This window comes from Enterobacter cloacae complex sp. P29RS, assembly GCF_014893445.1.
Classification (GTDB): domain Bacteria; phylum Pseudomonadota; class Gammaproteobacteria; order Enterobacterales; family Enterobacteriaceae; genus Enterobacter; species Enterobacter intestinihominis.
Map to the genome: position 1 here is coordinate 42,792 of NZ_JADBPZ010000032.1, position 16,908 is coordinate 59,699.

Below are 16,908 nucleotides of genomic sequence, written 5' to 3' on the forward strand. Positions count from 1 at the left end.
ATTATCCTAAAAATCCGAGGAGTCCCTACATGACACAGGAAAAGTCGTTTAAATCGAAAGCGTGGGAGTTTTTCCAGAGCCTGGGAAAGACGTTTATGTTCCCGGTTTCGCTATTGGCCTTTATGGGGTTGTTGTTAGGTATCGGTAGTTCTGTCACCAGCCCTTCCACCATCAAAAGTTTTCCCTTTCTGGGCGGCGAGTTAACGCAGCTCACCTTTGGTTTTATCGCCATGGTCGGTGGCTTTGCTTTTACCTATCTGCCGCTGATGTTTGCCATGGCGATCCCAATGGGCCTTGCCAGGCGTAATAAAGCGGTGGGCGCTTTTGCCGGATTCGTTGGTTACATGCTGATGAACATGAGCATCAACTACTACCTGACCGCCACCCACCAGCTTGCGGATGCCGCCACCATGAGACAGGTGGGACAATCCATCGTGCTTGGCATTCAAACGCTGGAGATGGGCGTGCTCGGCGGCATTGTGGTAGGGGTGATCACCTACTTCCTGCACGAACGCTTCCAGGACACGGTGCTGCACGACGCATTTGCCTTCTTTAGCGGCATTCGTTTTGTACCGATTGTTACCGCCCTCACCCTGTCGCTGGTCGGCCTGGTCATCCCCCTGCTGTGGGAATATGTGGCAATGGGCATTACCGGGATTGGTCATATCATCCAGAGCACCAGCGTCTTTGGGCCGTTCCTGTATGGCGTGGGCGTGCTGCTACTCAAACCTTTTGGCCTGCATCACATTCTGCTGGCGATGGTGCGCTTCACCCCGGCGGGCGGCATTGAGATGGTTAACGGCCAGGAAGTGGCCGGTGCGCTGAACATTTTCTACGCCGAGCTGAAAGCGGGTCTGCCGTTTAGCCCGCACGTTACGGCATTTTTATCGCAAGGGTTTATGCCGACCTTTATCTTCGGCCTGCCTGCCGTGGCTTACGCTATCTACCGCACCGCGCGCCCGGAAAACCGTCCGGTGATTAAAGGGCTGCTGCTTTCAGGCGTGCTGGTTTCAGTTGTCACGGGTATTTCAGAGCCGATTGAGTTCCTGTTCCTGTTTATTGCCCCTGTGCTTTACGCGTTTCATATCGTTATGTCTGGCCTGGCGCTGATGGTGATGGCGCTGCTCGGCGTCACCATCGGCAACACTGACGGCGGTATTCTGGATCTGCTGATCTTCGGCGTCATGCAGGGGATGTCGACCAAATGGTATCTGCTGTTCCCGGTGGGTATTGCCTGGTTTGCTATCTACTTCTTCGTCTTCCGCTGGTACATCCTCAAGCACGATATAAAAACGCCAGGCCGTGAGGTTGACGCGCAGGGTGCGCTCCAGGCGGTGGAAGCCAATACCCGGGCACGTGGAAAATCAAAATACGATCATGGGCTTATTCTTCGCGCGCTTGGCGGTAAAGAGAATATTGAGTCGCTCGACAACTGCATTACCCGCTTACGTCTGGTGGTGAAAGATATGGGGCTTATCGACCAGCAGGCGCTGAAGGCCGCTGGCGCCTTGTCAGTCGTGGTGCTTGATGCCCACAGCGTTCAGGTGATCATCGGCCCGCAGGTGCAGAGCGTCAAATCCGGTATTGAAGCCTTAATTTAACAGGGGGTCGTTGTGTTTGATTTCGACAGAATCATTGAGCGTAAAAGCGATAAATGCCGTAAATGGGATCATGCGTTTGTGTGTTCGCGTTTCGGTGATGTCCCGGAGGGATTTATCCCGCTGTGGATAGCAGACATGGATTTCACCTCGCCACCCGCCGTGATTGAAGGCTTTCAGCGCATCGTGGAGCATGGCACCTTCGGTTACACCTGGTGCTTCGACGAATTCTACGATGCGGTCATCGCCTTCCAGCGCACCCGTCATCAGGTTGAGGTGCATAAGTCATGGATCACCCTGACCTACGGCACCGTTTCTACGCTGCACTATACGGTTCAGGCGTTCTGCAATCCCGGCGACTGCGTGATGATGAACACCCCGGTGTATGACCCGTTTGCGATGGCGACACAGCGACAGGGCGTGCGGGTGCTTGCAAATCCGCTGAGCGTGAAGGAAAACCGCTATCAGCTGGATTTTAATCTGATTGAAGTTCAGCTCAAAACTCACCGTCCAAAACTGTGGTTCTTCTGCTCGCCGCATAACCCCTCGGGCCGCATCTGGCGCGCGGATGAGATACGCCAGGTGTCCGATCTCTGTAAGCGCTACGGCACGATTCTGGTGGTTGATGAGGTTCACGCCGAGCACATTCTGGACGGTACATTCGTCAGCTGTCTGACTTCGGGCTGTGCCGCCCAGGACAATCTGATTGTGCTGACCTCCCCCAATAAAGCCTTCAACCTTGGCGGGCTAAAAACATCCTACTCAATGATTCCAGACGATTCGCTGCGCCAGCGTTTCCGCCAGCAGCTGGAGAAGAACTCCATTACCTCGCCCAATATCTTCGGCGTGTGGGGAATTATTCTGGCTTATCAGCAAGGTCTGCCATGGCTCGACGCGCTGAATGGTTATCTGCGCGGCAATGCCCGCTACCTTGCAGATGCCATCCAGACCCACTTCCCTGCATGGAAGATGATGAACCCGGAGTCGTCGTATCTCGCCTGGATAGACGTCAGTGCGGACGATCGCAGTGCGACGGCGCTAACCCAACATTTCGCAAAACACGCTGGCGTGGTCATCGAAGATGGCAGCCACTACGTACAAAACGGCGAAAACTACCTGCGTATTAACTTCGGCACCCAGCGCTACTGGCTGGAACAGTCCATCAACCGAATGCTGAAGCATTACTGATAAGGATCTTACCCCGATGAAAAAAATGCTCACTCTCTCGCTGCTGGCTCTCTGTGTTTCTCATGGCGCGGCGGCAGCAAACTACGCGCTCAGTAACAACAATATTGCCCTTTCGTTTGATGATGCAAATGCAACGGTAGTAGTAACGGACAGCAAGGCTAACCATCCGCTCACGCCACAGGAGTTGTTCTTTCTGACACTGCCGGATGAAACAAAAATCCACACCGCTGATTTCAAAATCAAGCACGTCGAAAAGCAGGACAACGCGATAGTCATCGACTTTACGCATCCGGATTTTAACGTAACGGTGAAACTGAACCTGGTGAAGGGAAAATACGCCAGCATCGGCTACACCATCGCCGCCGTCGGGCAGCCGCGGGACGTAGCGAAAATGACCTTCTTCCCGACGAAGAAGCAGTCTCAGGCACCTTACGTTGACGGGGCGATTAACAGCTCGCCAATCGTGGCCGACTCGTTCTTCATCCTGCCAGACAAACCGATTGTGAATACTTACGCTTATGAAGCCACCACGAACCTCAACGTGGAGCTGAAAACGCCAATTCTGCCTGAGACACCGGTCAGTTTTACCACCTGGTTCGGCACTTTCCCGGAAACTAATCAGCTGCGGCGCAGCGTAAACCAGTTTATCGATGCCGTGCGCCCGCGGCCTTATAAGCCTTATCTGCACTACAACAGCTGGATGGACATTGGCTTCTTTACTCCTTACTCCGAGCAGGATGTCATTGGGCGGATGGACGAATGGAATAAAGAATTTATTGCCGAACGCGGGGTGGCGCTGGACGCGTTCCTGCTGGACGATGGCTGGGACGATCGCACCGGACGCTGGCTGTTTGGCCCGGCATTCAGCAACGGTTTTGGCAAAGTCAGGGAAAAAGCCGATAGCCTGCATAGCTCGGTTGGGCTGTGGCTTTCACCGTGGGGCGGTTACAACAAGCCGCGCGATATTCGCGTCTCGCATGCAAAAGAGTATGGTTTCGAAACCGTAGACGGCAAGCTGGCGCTGTCGGGGCCGAACTACTTTAAAAACTTTAACGATCAGATCATTAAGCTGATCAAAAACGAGCACATTACCTCGTTCAAGCTCGACGGAATGGGTAACGCCAATTCGCATATCAAGGGCAGCCCATTTGCATCGGATTTTGACGCGTCCATTGCCCTGCTGCACAACATGCGCAGCGCAAACCCGAACCTGTTTATCAACCTGACCACCGGCACCGACGCGAGCCCGTCCTGGCTGTTCTATGCTGATTCAATCTGGCGTCAGGGCGATGATATCAACCTGTACGGTCCCGGCACGCCAGTGCAGCAGTGGATGACCTACCGGGATGCCGAAACTTATCGCTCCATCGTACGCAAAGGCCCGCTGTTCCCGCTGAACTCCCTGATGTACCACGGGATCGTCAGCGCAGAGAACGCTTACTATGGACTGGAGAAAGTACAAACGGACGGTGATTTTGCCGATCAGGTCTGGAGCTACTTCGCGACCGGAACTCAGCTTCAGGAGCTGTACATCACGCCGTCCATGCTTAACAAGGCGAAGTGGGATACCCTGGCACAGGCGGCGAAGTGGTCGCGTGAGAATGCCAGCGTGCTGGTGGATACGCACTGGATTGGCGGTGACCCAACTTCGCTTGAGGTTTACGGCTGGGCCTCATGGAGTAAAGACAAAGCGATTTTTGGTTTACGCAACCCGTCGGATAAGCCGCAACGTTACTACCTGGATTTAACCAAAGATTTTGAGATCCCGGCAGGAGAGCGCTCGCAGTTTACCCTGAAAGCCGTGTACGGCAGTAATTCGACCGTACCAGAGGAATATAAAAACGCTGTGGTGATTACGCTGCAACCGCTGGAAACGCTGGTGTTTGAGGCGATGCCGGGAAAATAGTGAGGCTTTGACACGGTGTAGGCCGGGTAAGGCGAAGCCGCCACCCGGCAAAACAGGCGGCAGGGGCTTACTCCCCCTGCTGCTCCAGCGCATATTTATACAGCGCATTTTTCTTCACGCCGTGGATCTCCGCCGCCAGCGCCGCCGCTTTTTTCAGGGGCAGTTCAGCCTGTAGCAGGGCCAGCGTACGCAGCGCATCGGCAGGCAGGGCGTCTTCCTGCGCTTTATGCCCTTCGACAATCAGCACCATTTCGCCCTTGCGGCGGTTCTCATCCTCTTTCACCCACGCCAGCAGTTCGCCAACCGGCGCACCGTGGATCGTTTCCCAGGTTTTGGTCAGCTCGCGCGCCAGCACCACGTAGCGGGATTCGCCCCAGACGGTAACCATATCGTCCAGGCTTTCCAGCAGGCGGTGGGTTGATTCGTAAAAAATCAGGGTACGCGGCTCTGCTTCCAGATCCTTTAACACGTCGCGACGGCCTTTGGATTTAGCAGGCAGGAAACCTTCGTAGCAGAAACGATCGGACGGCAGGCCCGCCGCACTTAATGCGGCAATAGCAGCACACGGCCCCGGCAGCGGCACAACGCGGATCCCTGCTTCACGGCAGGTGCGCACCAGATGGTAACCCGGATCGTTGATAAGCGGCGTACCCGCATCGGAGACCAGCGCGATGTTCTGCCCTTCTTTCAGCTTCGCCACCAGCGTTTCGGCTTTTTGTTGCTCATTGTGATCGTGCAGGGCAAACAGACGGGCGTTAATGGCAAAGTGCTGCAGCAGTAAACCGGTATGACGGGTGTCTTCAGCAGCAATTAAATCAACAGCTTGCAATACAGTGAGTGCACGTTGGGTAATATCAGACAAATTCCCGATAGGAGTAGGTACAATATAAAGCTGGCCTTGAGAATTATCTGCCGTTTCGTGTTGTTTCATTGTTTCGTCCGTATTGCCGATTTAATATTGAGCATTGCGTAAAAAAATCACTGGATACAGTATGGTACCGTTAACGTTTCTTCGTAAAAAAGCTGCGCACAGCGTGCCCCTCCTGCTGGCAGCTCTGATCTTTACAGGCTGCGGCACTCAGGCACCCGACCAGAGCACTGCTCATATGCAGGGATCCGCTCAGGCTGATTCTGGCTTTTATCTGCAACAAATGTCGCAGAGTTCAAATGATACCAGGATCAACTGGCAATTACTCGCCATTCGTGCACTGCTGAAGGAAGGAAAAACCCAGCAGGCCGCCGAGCTGTTCAGCCAGCTGCCGCAGGATCTTAACGACGATCAGCGCCATGAGCAGACGCTGCTGTCGGCAGAACTGAAGGTCGCGCAGAAAGATTTCGACGGCGCGAAGAAGATCCTCGGCACTCTCGAACTGAGCGCGCTGGATAAGAATCAGCAGGCCCGTTTCTGGCAGGCCGGTATCACCGCTGAGCAGGGTCGCCCCTCCCTGACGCTTCTCCGCGCGCTGATTGCCCAGGAGCCTCTGCTTGCGGGTGCGGACAAGCAGAAAAATATTGACGCAACCTGGCAGGCACTCGCCTCCATGACCCAGGATCAGGCCAGAGCGCTGGTGATCAACGCCGATGAAAATGTCCTGCAAGGCTGGCTGGATCTGCAACAGATGTGGTTCAACAACCGCAGCGATCCGAACATGCTGAAAGCCGGCATTACCGACTGGCAAAAGCGCTACCCGCAAAACCCGGGAGCAAAAATGCTGCCAACGCAGCTGGTGAACGTGCAAAACTTTAAGCCCGCCTCCACCAGCAAAATCGCCCTGCTGCTGCCGTTAAACGGCCAGGCAGCGGTGTTTGGCCGCGCCATTCAGCAAGGTTTTGAAGCCGCGAAAAACGGCACTACCGCCGTCACCGGCAGCGCCGTTCCGGCGCAGGCAGCACAGGCGGCGAATGTGAACGACGTCGTCAGTCCGTCAGCCGCCGAAACCAGCGACCTGACCACCGCGCAACCCCCTGCCCAGGGCACCATGCAGAATCCGGTTACCGCCCCAACGACGCAACCCGCTACCTCAGCGCCTGCGGCAACACAGGCCCCGGCTGAAACTCCGGCGCCCGCGACGGCAGAACAACCTCAGCCGCAAACCGCGCAGCCGGAACAGCAGCCAGCAGCCCAGCCGCAGGCTGTGGCCACCACCAGCGCTAACCCTGGTGCAGAGTTGAAAATCTACGACACCAGCGCCCAGCCGCTTGACCAGGTGCTGGCGCAGGTTCAGCAGGACGGGGCCAGCATCGTTGTCGGCCCGCTGTTGAAAAACAACGTGGAAGCGCTGATGAAGAGCAACACCACGCTGAACGTGCTTGCGCTGAACCAGCCAGAGCAGGTTCAGAACCGCGCCAATATCTGTTACTTCGCCCTCTCTCCGGAGGATGAAGCCCGCGATGCGGCCCGTCATATCCACGAGCAGGGCAAACAGGCGCCGCTGCTGCTGATCCCACGCAGCACGCTGGGCGACCGCGTTGCCAACGCCTTTGCGCAAGAGTGGCAGACCCTTGGCGGTGGCGTGGTGTTGCAGCAGAAATTTGGCTCAGCTTCCGAACTGAGAGCGGGCGTGAACGGCGGGGCAGGTATTGCCCTCAACGGTAGCCCGGTATCCGCCAGCCTGCCGCAGCAGCAGAGCGTCACCATCGGCGGTCTGACGATCCCAGCCCCCCCTACCGACGCGCAAATCAGCGGCGGCGGTAAAGTGGATTCGGCGTACATCGTCGCTACGCCGGAAGAGATCGCCTTTATCAAACCAATGATCGCCATGCGTAACGGCAGCCAGAGCGGCGCAACGCTCTACGCCAGCTCACGCAGCGCACAGGGTACCGCAGGCCCGGATTTCCGTCTGGAAATGGAAGGACTGCAATACAGCGAGATCCCTTTGCTGGCAGGCAGCAACCCGCAGTTGATGCAGCAGGCGCTGGGCGCGGTGCGCAATGATTATTCCCTGGCGCGTCTGTACGCGATGGGCGTCGATGCCTGGGCGCTGGCAAACCACTTTACCCAGATGCGCCAGGTACCGGGCTTTGAGCTTAACGGGAATACCGGCGATCTGACCGCCGATCAGGATTGTGTGATTAACAGGAAGTTATCATGGCTCAAATACCAGCAGGGGCAGATCGTCCCGGCCAGTTAAGCCGCAAAGAGACCGGCGACGCGTGGGAGCTAAAAGCGCGCCGCTGGCTTGAAGGCAAAGGACTGCGCTTTGTCGCCGCCAACGTTCGCGGGCGCGGCGGCGAGATTGACCTGATTATGAAAGACGGTCAAACCATCGTGTTTGTTGAAGTACGCTACCGACAGTCGTCCCGTTTTGGCGGTGCTGCCGCCAGCGTGACGCTCGCCAAACAACAAAAATTATTACAGACTGCCCACTTGTGGCTTGCCCGCCATAATGGGAGTTTTGATACTGTGGATTGCCGTTTCGATGTGGTAGCCTTCACCGGAAATGCGATCGACTGGCTTAAAAACGCGTTTGGCGAAGACGCATAAATAAGATTTTAAAGGGATACCGTGCTCGAACGAATAAAAGTGTGCTTCACAGAAAGCATTCAAACGCAGATTGCCGCAGCGGAAGCCCTTCCGGACGCGATCTCGCGTGCAGCGATGACGCTGGTTCAGTCGCTGCTCAACGGCAACAAAATCCTCTGTTGTGGCAATGGCACGTCCGCCGCCAACGCACAGCATTTTGCTGCCAGCATGATCAATCGCTTCGAAACCGAGCGACCGAGTTTACCAGCCATTGCACTAAACACCGATAACGTGGTCTTAACTGCGATTGCCAACGATCGTTTGCATGACGAAATTTACGCCAAGCAGGTGCGCGCCTTAGGCCATGCCGGAGACGTGCTGCTGGCGATCTCCACGCGCGGTAACAGCCGGGATATCGTTAAGGCGGTTGAAGCGGCAGTAACCCGGGACATGACGATTGTCGCCCTGACCGGTTACGACGGCGGTGAGCTGGCTGGCCTGCTGGGGCCGCAGGATGTGGAGATCCGCATTCCTTCGCACCGTAGCGCCCGCATCCAGGAGATGCATATGCTCACGGTGAACTGCTTATGCGATCTGATCGATAACACGCTTTTCCCTCACCAGGATGATTAAGGAGTTCTCATGAAGGTTTTATCGGCCCTTGCAGTCGTGATGTCTGCATTACTGCTTCAGGGATGCATCGCTGCCGCTGTAGTCGGTACCGCAGCGGTCGGCACCAAAGCAGCGACCGATCCGCGTACCGTTGGGACGCAGGTGGATGACGGTACGCTTGAGCTGCGCGTAAACAGTGCGCTGTCGAAAGACGAACAGATCAAGAAGGAAGCACGCATTAACGTGACGGCTTATCAGGGCAAAGTTCTGCTGGCAGGCCAGGCGCCAACCCCTGAACTCGCCTCGCGCGCCAAACAGATCGCGATGGGCGTAGAAGGTACGGCGGAAGTGTTTAACGAGATCCGCCAGGGCCAGCCGATTGGTCTCGGCACCGCGTCATCTGATACCTGGATCACCACCAAAGTGCGTTCCCAGCTGCTGGGTACCGACCAGGTGAAATCCTCAAACGTGAAAGTAACCACTGAGAACGGCGAAGTGTTCCTGCTGGGCCTGGTGACAGAACGTGAAGGGAAAGCGGCGGCGGATATCGCCAGCCGGGTGAGCGGCGTGAAGCACGTCACCACCGCCTTTACTTATATCAAGTAATTCACACCTGACTGTAAGCCCGGTAAGCGCCAGCGCCACCGGGCTTTCTTTCACACCAGCGCCATACTCCCCACAATCACTCCGCTCAACGCCACCAGCCCCGCCGTCAGCCACAGCGCTTTCGCCGGGAATGACTTACGCAGCATGATCAGCGACGGCAGGCTCACCGCCGGCAGCGTGATGAGCAGCGCCAGCGCCGGTGCGGTACCCATGCCAGCCATCATCATGGTCTGAATAATCGGGATCTCCGCCGCGGTTGGGATCACAAACAGGCAACCGGCCACCGCCATCGCAATCACCCACATCAGCGTGTTGTCGATAGCGCCATCCGCATGCGGGAACAGCCAGACGCGCGCCGCCCCGAGCACCAGTACGGCCAGGATATAGACCGGGATTGTGCTCCAGAAAAGCTGCCACAGCGCTTTGCCCCAGCGAGCTAAGAAACTGCCCTGCGGATCGCTGAGGTCCAGCTCAACGGAGGCAGGCCCGGCCTCGTTGTCTTTCACCAGGTGCTGCACTAGCGTAGCGACAAGCACCACCGTCAGCAGGCCAGCCGCCAGACGGATAAACGCGAAATGCCAGCCGAGAACGAAGCCCATAAACACCAGCGTTGCCGGGTTCAGCAGGGGGTTACCCATCCAGAAGGCAAGCGCGCCGCCCATCGACACGCGCTGTCGGCGCATACCCGCCGCCACCGGTGCAGCGCAGCAGGAGCACATCATGCCCGGCAGGGAGAAAATCGCTCCCAGCAGCGTGCCCTGCAGGCGCGGTTGTCCCAGGGTTTTTATCAGCCAGTTACGCGGGATAAGTACCTGAATCAGCGAGCCCAGCAATACGCCCAATACCGCCGCTTTCCAGACGGCAAGAAAATAGATCATGGCGTAATCCCACGCCGCGCGAAGCGGGCTGGAATCGGCCTGCGCGAGAATCGATTTACCGATGCTGTGGGTGTCGGCGGCGGTGAAGGCTTTACCGTAGTACGGCTGCCATTTCACATACCAGAGGCCAATGATGACCACAAGAAAGAAGAGTGCGGGCTTCCACCACTGAACAGGTGTTGCCGCCTGAGATGAAGACTGACCAGTCATACCATTCCCCGGAAGGTGTTATTTAATAAGCCGGGGAAGTTTACGCCTCGCCCTGCGCGATTTCACGCAGTTTTGCCGAAGGGATAATATTAACCCCCTCTTGCGACGGAGCCAGTGCCTCTTTCAGCATCGCCTGCGCGACATCCCGCGCCTCGATGGACTTCCAGTTACCGGGCAGGATGCGAAACAGCGGAGCGAAAAAAGACTCGTTAAAACGCCGTTCGTCGCGGTGGCCCATCAGCATGGAAGGCCGCACGATGGTCAGGCGCTCCCATTGCTGCGCGATTAACGCCTCTTCCATTTTGCCCTTCACCTGGTTGTAAAAAAACGGCGAGCCTGCGTTCGCGCCGTGCGCGCTGACCACCAGGAAATGCTTAGCACCCAGCTTCTTGGCCGTCAGAGCGGTATCTACCACCAGCGTGTAATCTGCATGGACAAAGGCTTCTTTACTGCCCGCTTCCCGTCGGGTGGTGCCAAGGCAGCAAAAGGCGATATCAATGGGATCCTGCACCTGCGCCAGCGCGTCGGTAAGCTGGGGATCGTGCGGATTATAGACGCCGGTGATATCCAACAGCGGGCGACGCGTCGGGGCGGCGATATAGTTGATATGCCGATCCTGGATCAGCAGCCGCAGCAGATGTCCACCCACCAGCCCGGTTGCGCCGGTAATCAGTACCTGACTCATCTTGTCCCCTTTACAGAATTGTCCGTTTGCGATCTGGGCCTGCTCTACCACACTTAAAAGTCTGTTACCGGTAAGTATTTACCACAAACGGGAAAAAAACAGTCTGAAGCGAAAACAACGGAGGAAGCATGGGTAAAAAAATCGCAGTCTTGATTACCGACGAGTTTGAAGATTCAGAATTTACGTCGCCAGCAGAGGCATTCCGCAAGGCGGGCCACGAGGTGGTCACCATCGAAAAAGAAGCGGGTAAAACCGTGAAGGGCCACAAGGGTGAAGCCAGCGTGACCATTGACGAATCCATTGATAACGTCAGCCCGTCGGATTTCGACGCCCTGCTGTTACCGGGCGGCCATTCACCGGATTCCCTGCGCGGGGACGAGCGTTTCGTCACCTTTACCCGTGACTTCGTCGGCACCGGTAAACCGGTGTTTGCCATTTGCCACGGCCCGCAGCTGCTGATCAGCGCCGAGGTGGTACGCGGGCGTAAGCTCACCGCGGTGAAACCGATCGTTATTGATCTGAAAAACGCCGGTGCCGAGTTCTACGATCAGGAAGTGGTGAACGATAACGATCAGCTGATCACCAGCCGTACGCCGGACGATCTTCCAGCGTTTAACCGCGAAGCGCTACGCCTGCTCGGTGCGTAACCAGTGCAGCTTCTTGCCAAAGCCCAGGGTGTTGTCGGTAAATTTCAGCTCATCGAGGCGGATTTCCCACACCGGGGCTTTTAGCGCTGCGGCCACCGGGAAGCGGCGCGTATAGCGTTTACGCTGGGCGTCGCTTTCCTCACCTTCCAGGCGACGAATTTCGCCTTTGAACTGGACCCCGCGGATCAGCGCAACGGTTTTAGGCTGACCATTTACCGTGCCCGCCACTTTTGCCTGTTGGCCCGTCATCTGCGCATGCCGCGTTTTGTCTTCGCTCATCACGTAAAAGGCCACGCGCTCGGGATCGTAGTAATAAAAGGCATTTGCGCACCACATCTCCTCGTCTTTACAGACGCACCAGGTCACAACATGCTGCTTTGCCAGCCAGCGGTTAATGGCGGCCAGTGTTTCCATTTTCGCTCTCTCTCATGCTATGGTGCGTTCACCTTAACATACTGAATCTGTTTACCGTGTGCTGGTTTCTCTATCTTGTCCGAACCGCTGATAACGCACTCTACACCGGGATCACTACCGATGTGGCACGGCGTTTTTTACAACATCAAACGGGAAAAGGGGCGAAAGCACTGCGGGGGAAAGGTGAACTTCAGCTGGCGTTTTCAGCCGCCGTGGGCGACAGATCCCTGGCGCTCAGGCTGGAGTACCGCATCAAGCAGCTGACGAAGCGCCAGAAAGAGCGTCTCGTCAACGGGGACGGCTCTTTCGAGGCGCTACGCGAAAGCCTGCTTAAAAACGATTGAAATGATCGTGGTACTCCACCAGACCGGTAACCCCATCGAGCGAATCGTCCGCCAGAGGATGTACCAGGAAAGATGTTTCCGTGCCTGGCCAGTGGCAGCGCAGATCGTATCTGGACGCTGGCTCAAAGCCTAAACGCTCGTAGAACGCCGGATCGCCCAGAACGACGACAGCGGCATAGCCAAATTCATTCAGGGAATCCAGCCCTTCATAGACCAGCTGGCGTGCCAGGCCCTGTCCACGGTAGTTTTCATCCACCGCCAGCGGCGCCATGCCGACCCACTGCAACTCTTCACCCTGCACAATCACCGGGCTGAACGCCACGTAGCCGACTACCTGCCCTTCATCGTCGGTGGCAACCAGGCCCAGCGTAATCAGGCCATCTTCGCGAAGATCGTGAACCAGTTGAGCTTCGGCGTCGCCTGCAAAAGAGCGGCGTAACAACGCATCGATACCCGGCGCATCAATCCCAATTTCGACTCGAATCAGCATGGTTCACCTACTGAAGTGTGTTTACTGTCCGGCGGGGTTTTTAGCCCGGCCTCAACGAAATCTGCCATTTGCATCAACATCATACGCAGTGCGTTCGGCATCTGCTCCAGCTCAATGGCATCCATTAAATTTTTGACGTACAGACCGAGCTCCGTGTCGCCTTCAATCACCAGACGACGCTGGAAGAAGAGGGTGTCCGGATCCTGTTTGCGCGCGGCGATCATCAGCAGATCGCTGGCATCCGCGCTAAAGCTGACATCCGCCTCGGCGGTTTCACGGACGATAAGCCGATCGTTCTCTACGGAAGTAAACCAGCGCAACCCGATATCGCGTACTTCAATCTTTAACCAGCGGCCTTCCAGAAACTCAAGCTCACCGTCCTGTAGCGCCTGGCGGAACTGCCAGCTCAGTACCTGTTCCAGCACCTGGCGTTTAAGCGCGAACGGCGCCAGTTTTACCGGCACGCTCAGCATTGATGGACCGAATTGTACGAGACGTGAACGCAGTTTATCCAGCACGAGCTTTACTCCCTGATAGCTATAATCCTGCTATTTTGCCATATCCCGACAAGAAGATAGCGGCGTAAATCAACAAACCGTTGTCCGGTATACCTCATTATTGGTGCCATCAATACGCCATTAGCTGCCTTAAATCAAAAATTGTCGCGTATGGGTTAATTAAAATCCCAGCTCGTTAACATTTTTTACGATCCCTGCGATCGACAACATCGGGATAAATTATGGAGCTGCTCTGCCCTGCCGGAAACCTTCCGGCGCTTAAGGCGGCCATCGAAAATGGGGCCGATGCGGTCTATATCGGGCTGAAAGATGATACCAATGCCCGCCATTTTGCGGGTCTTAACTTTACGGAGAAAAAACTTCAGGAAGCCGTTAACTTCGTTCACCAGCACCGGCGCAAACTGCACATCGCCATCAATACCTTTGCCCATCCTGATGGCTACGCCCGCTGGCAGCGCGCCGTGGATATGGCGGCCCAGCTGGGCGCCGATGCGTTGATCCTGGCCGACCTCGCTATGCTTGAGTATGCGGCAGAACGTTATCCGCATATTGAGCGCCACGTCTCTGTTCAGGCATCGGCCACCAATGAAGAGGCCGTGCGTTTTTATCATCGACACTTTGACGTAGCCCGCGTGGTGCTTCCGCGCGTGCTCTCTATTCATCAGGTTAAGCAACTGGCGCGCGTCACGCCAGTGCCGCTGGAGGTTTTTGCCTTCGGCAGCCTGTGCATCATGGCCGAAGGCCGCTGCTATCTTTCTTCCTATCTTACCGGGGAATCGCCAAACACCGTCGGTGCCTGCTCGCCTGCCCGCTTCGTTCGCTGGCAGCAAACGCCGCAGGGACTGGAGTCGCGCCTGAATAACGTGTTAATCGACCGCTATCAGGACGGTGAAAACGCGGGCTACCCGACACTGTGCAAAGGCCGCTATCTGGTGGACGGCGAGCGCTACCACGCGCTGGAGGAGCCCACCAGCCTCAACACGCTGGAGCTGCTGCCGGAACTGCTGGCCGCCAACATTGCCTCGGTGAAAATCGAAGGCCGCCAGCGTAGCCCGGCCTACGTGAGCCAGGTGGCGAAGGTGTGGCGTCAGGCCATCGACCGCTGCATGGCCGACCCGCAAAACTACGCCCCGCAGGCGGCCTGGATGGAGACGCTCGGCGCGATGTCCGAAGGCACGCAAACCACGCTCGGCGCGTATCACCGTAAATGGCAGTGAGATAATCATGAAATATTCATTAGGGCCGGTGCTTTACTACTGGCCAAAAGAGACGCTGGAAGTTTTTTACCAGCAGGCGGCTAACAGCAGCGCCGATGTGATTTACCTCGGCGAAGCGGTGTGCAGCAAGCGCCGCGCCACCAAAGTGGGCGACTGGCTGGATATGGCGAAAAGCCTGGCCGGCAGCGGCAAGCAGGTGGTGCTCTCGACGCTGGCGCTGGTGCAGGCGTCCTCTGAACTGGGCGAGCTGAAGCGCTACGTCGAAAACGGTGAGTTCCTGCTGGAGGCGAGCGACCTGGGCGTGGTGAACATGTGCGCCGAGCGTAAGCTGCCGTTTGTCGCCGGACATGCGCTGAACTGCTATAACGCGGTGACCTTGCGCCTGCTGCTCAAACAGGGGATGACACGCTGGTGCATGCCGGTTGAGCTCTCCCGCGACTGGCTGGTCAACCTGCTAAATCAGTGTGACGAGCTGGGCATTCGCAATCAGTTTGAAGTCGAAGTGCTGAGCTACGGCCATCTGCCGCTGGCCTACTCTGCCCGCTGCTTCACCGCGCGTTCCGAAGATCGCCCGAAAGACGAGTGTGAGACCTGCTGCATTAAGTACCCGAACGGACGCAGCATGCTGTCGCAGGAGAATCAGCAGGTGTTTGTCCTCAACGGCATTCAGACTATGAGCGGTTACGTCTATAACCTCGGCAACGAGCTGGCGTCAATGCATGGGCTGGTGGATATGGTGCGTCTTTCGCCGCTCGATACCGGCGTGTTCGCCATGCTGGACGCCTTCCGCACCAACGAAAACGGCGCCTCGCCGCTGCCGCTGACGGCAAACAGCGACTGCAACGGTTACTGGAAACGTCTCGCCGGGCTGGAATTGCAGGGGTAAAAAAGCTCACTTTGTTAACAACGGTTATCATTTTTTAATGCAGTATTAAAGATTGACCGTCGACAAAGTGAGCTGTTATGACTGACAAAACCATTCCGTTTTCGGTGCTGGATCTGGCACCGATTCCACAAGGCTCCTCGGCAAGAGAAGCCTTTTCGCACTCTCTGGATCTGGCTCAGCTTGCCGAAAAACGTGGCTATCACCGCTACTGGCTGGCGGAGCACCATAATATGGTGGGCATCGCCAGCGCCGCCACCTCAGTACTGATTGGCTATCTGGCGGCGAATACCACTACTTTGCACCTTGGCTCCGGTGGCGTGATGCTGCCGAACCATGCCCCACTGGTGATTGCCGAGCAGTTTGGCACCCTGAATACACTCTACCCCGGTCGTATTGATTTGGGTCTTGGCCGCGCGCCGGGCAGCGACCAGCCGACCATGCGCGCCCTGCGTCGCCATATGAGCGGCGATATCGACAACTTCCCGCGTGATGTAGCGGAGCTGGTAGACTGGTTCGATGCGAGCGATCCTAACCCGCACGTGCGCCCGGTGCCGGGCTACGGCGAGAAAATCCCGGTGTGGCTGTTAGGCTCAAGTCTGTACAGCGCACAGCTTGCCGCACAGCTGGGGCTGCCGTTCGCGTTCGCTTCCCACTTCGCACCGGATATGCTGCATCAGGCTCTGCATCTCTACCGCACAAACTTCAAGTCTTCCGAGCGTCTTGAGAAGCCGTATGCGATGGTGTGCATCAATATCATTGCCGCCGACAGCAACCGCGACGCGGAATTCCTGTTTACCTCCATGCAGCAGGCGTTTGTGAAGCTGCGTCGCGGCGAGACGGGCCAGTTGCCACCACCGGTAGAAAATATGCATCAGCTGTGGTCGGCCTCCGAGCAGTATGGCGTGCAGCAGGCCCTGAGCATGTCGCTGGTGGGTGATAAGGCGAAGGTGCGTCACGGTCTGGAGGCAGTGCTACGAGAAACGCAGGCGGATGAAATTATGGTCAACGGCCAGATTTTCGATCATCAGGCGCGTTTGCATTCATTTGATCTGGCGATGCAGGTGAAAGAGGAGTTGGTGGGGTAGTTTTTTGCCGGATGGCGGCTTCGCCTTATCCGGCCTACGCGATCCCTGTAGGCCCGGTAAGCGTAGTGTATGACCGGATACATGGGTAACAGATCAGACCGGGAACATAGGTAACACTTTTCAGTCTATCCGGAGCACACTCTGGGTTTTTCGGTCGTAGT

Annotated in this window: 18 protein-coding genes; 12 read left to right on the forward strand and 6 right to left on the reverse strand. The window is 56.7% G+C overall.

The genetic code is table 11. The features are described from left to right. Positions 1-29 precede the first annotated feature (29 nt). From malX to IM282_RS20475, 3 genes are read left to right on the forward strand one after another with little or no spacing between them, the layout of a single operon-like run. A complete protein-coding gene (gene malX / locus IM282_RS20465) occupies positions 30-1,601 on the forward strand; it encodes a maltose/glucose-specific PTS transporter subunit IIBC (protein WP_192970771.1) in 1,572 nt (523 codons plus the stop codon). A 12-nt stretch (positions 1,602-1,613) separates the two neighbouring features. Further along, positions 1,614-2,786: a MalY/PatB family protein gene (locus tag IM282_RS20470; RefSeq protein ID WP_063147850.1), complete on the forward strand. Its 1,173-nt coding sequence runs from the start codon at positions 1,614-1,616 to the stop codon at positions 2,784-2,786. Between the two features lie 16 nt (positions 2,787-2,802). Beyond that, a complete protein-coding gene (locus IM282_RS20475; protein ID WP_192970772.1) occupies positions 2,803-4,692 on the forward strand; it encodes an enterotoxin in 1,890 nt (629 codons plus the stop codon). A 67-nt stretch (positions 4,693-4,759) separates the two neighbouring features. Here IM282_RS20475 and rsmI read toward each other — a convergent pair whose 3' ends face one another. Then, entirely contained in the window at positions 4,760-5,623 is an 864-nt protein-coding gene (gene rsmI / locus IM282_RS20480) for a 16S rRNA (cytidine(1402)-2'-O)-methyltransferase (RefSeq protein ID WP_023298712.1), read from the reverse strand. A 61-nt stretch (positions 5,624-5,684) separates the two neighbouring features. Here rsmI and IM282_RS20485 point away from each other — a divergent pair, with 61 nt between their 5' ends. From IM282_RS20485 to dolP, 4 genes are read left to right on the forward strand one after another with little or no spacing between them, the layout of a single operon-like run. Beyond that, positions 5,685-7,823 (forward strand): penicillin-binding protein activator, encoded by a 2,139-nt coding sequence (locus IM282_RS20485; RefSeq protein WP_192970773.1) that lies wholly within the window; start codon positions 5,685-5,687, stop codon positions 7,821-7,823. Then, positions 7,781-8,176 carry a YraN family protein gene (locus IM282_RS20490; protein WP_022649504.1) on the forward strand — a complete coding sequence of 132 codons (396 nt, stop codon included), beginning with the start codon at positions 7,781-7,783 and terminating at the stop codon, positions 8,174-8,176. The genes IM282_RS20485 and IM282_RS20490 overlap by 43 nt, the downstream gene beginning before the upstream one ends. Before the next feature lie 21 nt (positions 8,177-8,197). Further along, positions 8,198-8,788, forward strand: a complete 591-nt coding sequence (gene diaA / locus IM282_RS20495) for a DnaA initiator-associating protein DiaA (RefSeq protein ID WP_003861754.1) — start codon at positions 8,198-8,200, stop codon at positions 8,786-8,788. A 9-nt stretch (positions 8,789-8,797) separates the two neighbouring features. After that, positions 8,798-9,373 (forward strand): division/outer membrane stress-associated lipid-binding lipoprotein, encoded by a 576-nt coding sequence (dolP, locus tag IM282_RS20500; protein ID WP_022649505.1) that lies wholly within the window; start codon positions 8,798-8,800, stop codon positions 9,371-9,373. Between the two features lie 50 nt (positions 9,374-9,423). On the opposite strand, the gene IM282_RS20505 is transcribed toward dolP, so the two are convergent. Both IM282_RS20505 and IM282_RS20510 read right to left on the reverse strand, forming a co-directional pair. After that, the gene (locus IM282_RS20505) at positions 9,424-10,461 is read right to left on the reverse strand and encodes a permease (RefSeq protein WP_192970774.1); all 1,038 of its coding nucleotides are present in this window, start codon (positions 10,459-10,461) and stop codon (positions 9,424-9,426) included. Between the two features lie 40 nt (positions 10,462-10,501). Beyond that, the gene (locus tag IM282_RS20510) at positions 10,502-11,146 is read right to left on the reverse strand and encodes an NAD(P)H-binding protein (protein ID WP_022649507.1); all 645 of its coding nucleotides are present in this window, start codon (positions 11,144-11,146) and stop codon (positions 10,502-10,504) included. A gap of 128 nt (positions 11,147-11,274) precedes the next feature. On the opposite strand from IM282_RS20510, the gene IM282_RS20515 reads away from it, so the two are divergent. Further along, complete coding sequence (locus tag IM282_RS20515; protein ID WP_015571965.1) at positions 11,275-11,793, forward strand: type 1 glutamine amidotransferase domain-containing protein; 519 nt, start codon at positions 11,275-11,277, stop codon at positions 11,791-11,793. Here IM282_RS20515 and IM282_RS20520 read toward each other — a convergent pair. Next, a complete protein-coding gene (locus IM282_RS20520; protein ID WP_022649508.1) occupies positions 11,773-12,207 on the reverse strand; it encodes a YhbP family protein in 435 nt (144 codons plus the stop codon). The two genes, IM282_RS20515 and IM282_RS20520, sit on opposite strands and share 21 nt — an antisense overlap. Positions 12,208-12,221: 14 nt before the next feature. On the opposite strand from IM282_RS20520, the gene IM282_RS20525 reads away from it, so the two are divergent. Beyond that, complete coding sequence (locus IM282_RS20525) at positions 12,222-12,551, forward strand: GIY-YIG nuclease family protein (RefSeq protein ID WP_003861768.1); 330 nt, start codon at positions 12,222-12,224, stop codon at positions 12,549-12,551. Here IM282_RS20525 and IM282_RS20530 read toward each other — a convergent pair. Both IM282_RS20530 and IM282_RS20535 read right to left on the reverse strand, forming a co-directional pair. Beyond that, on the reverse strand, positions 12,538-13,041 hold the full coding sequence (locus IM282_RS20530) for a GNAT family N-acetyltransferase (RefSeq protein ID WP_022649509.1): 504 nt from the start codon (positions 13,039-13,041) through the stop codon (positions 12,538-12,540). The two genes, IM282_RS20525 and IM282_RS20530, sit on opposite strands and share 14 nt — an antisense overlap. Further along, complete coding sequence (locus IM282_RS20535; protein WP_023307057.1) at positions 13,035-13,559, reverse strand: SCP2 domain-containing protein; 525 nt, start codon at positions 13,557-13,559, stop codon at positions 13,035-13,037. Before IM282_RS20535 ends, IM282_RS20530 begins: the two co-directional genes overlap by 7 nt. Positions 13,560-13,780: 221 nt before the next feature. On the opposite strand from IM282_RS20535, the gene IM282_RS20540 reads away from it, so the two are divergent. The 3 genes from IM282_RS20540 to IM282_RS20550 all read left to right on the forward strand — a co-directional run bounded on the left by IM282_RS20540 (position 13,781) and on the right by IM282_RS20550 (position 16,747). Further along, on the forward strand, positions 13,781-14,776 hold the full coding sequence (locus tag IM282_RS20540; protein WP_022649510.1) for a peptidase U32 family protein: 996 nt from the start codon (positions 13,781-13,783) through the stop codon (positions 14,774-14,776). A gap of 7 nt (positions 14,777-14,783) precedes the next feature. Further along, on the forward strand, positions 14,784-15,662 hold the full coding sequence (locus tag IM282_RS20545; RefSeq protein ID WP_192970775.1) for a U32 family peptidase: 879 nt from the start codon (positions 14,784-14,786) through the stop codon (positions 15,660-15,662). Between the two features lie 77 nt (positions 15,663-15,739). Continuing rightward, a complete protein-coding gene (locus tag IM282_RS20550) occupies positions 15,740-16,747 on the forward strand; it encodes an LLM class flavin-dependent oxidoreductase (RefSeq protein WP_045622096.1) in 1,008 nt (335 codons plus the stop codon). Positions 16,748-16,908 lie beyond the last annotated feature (161 nt).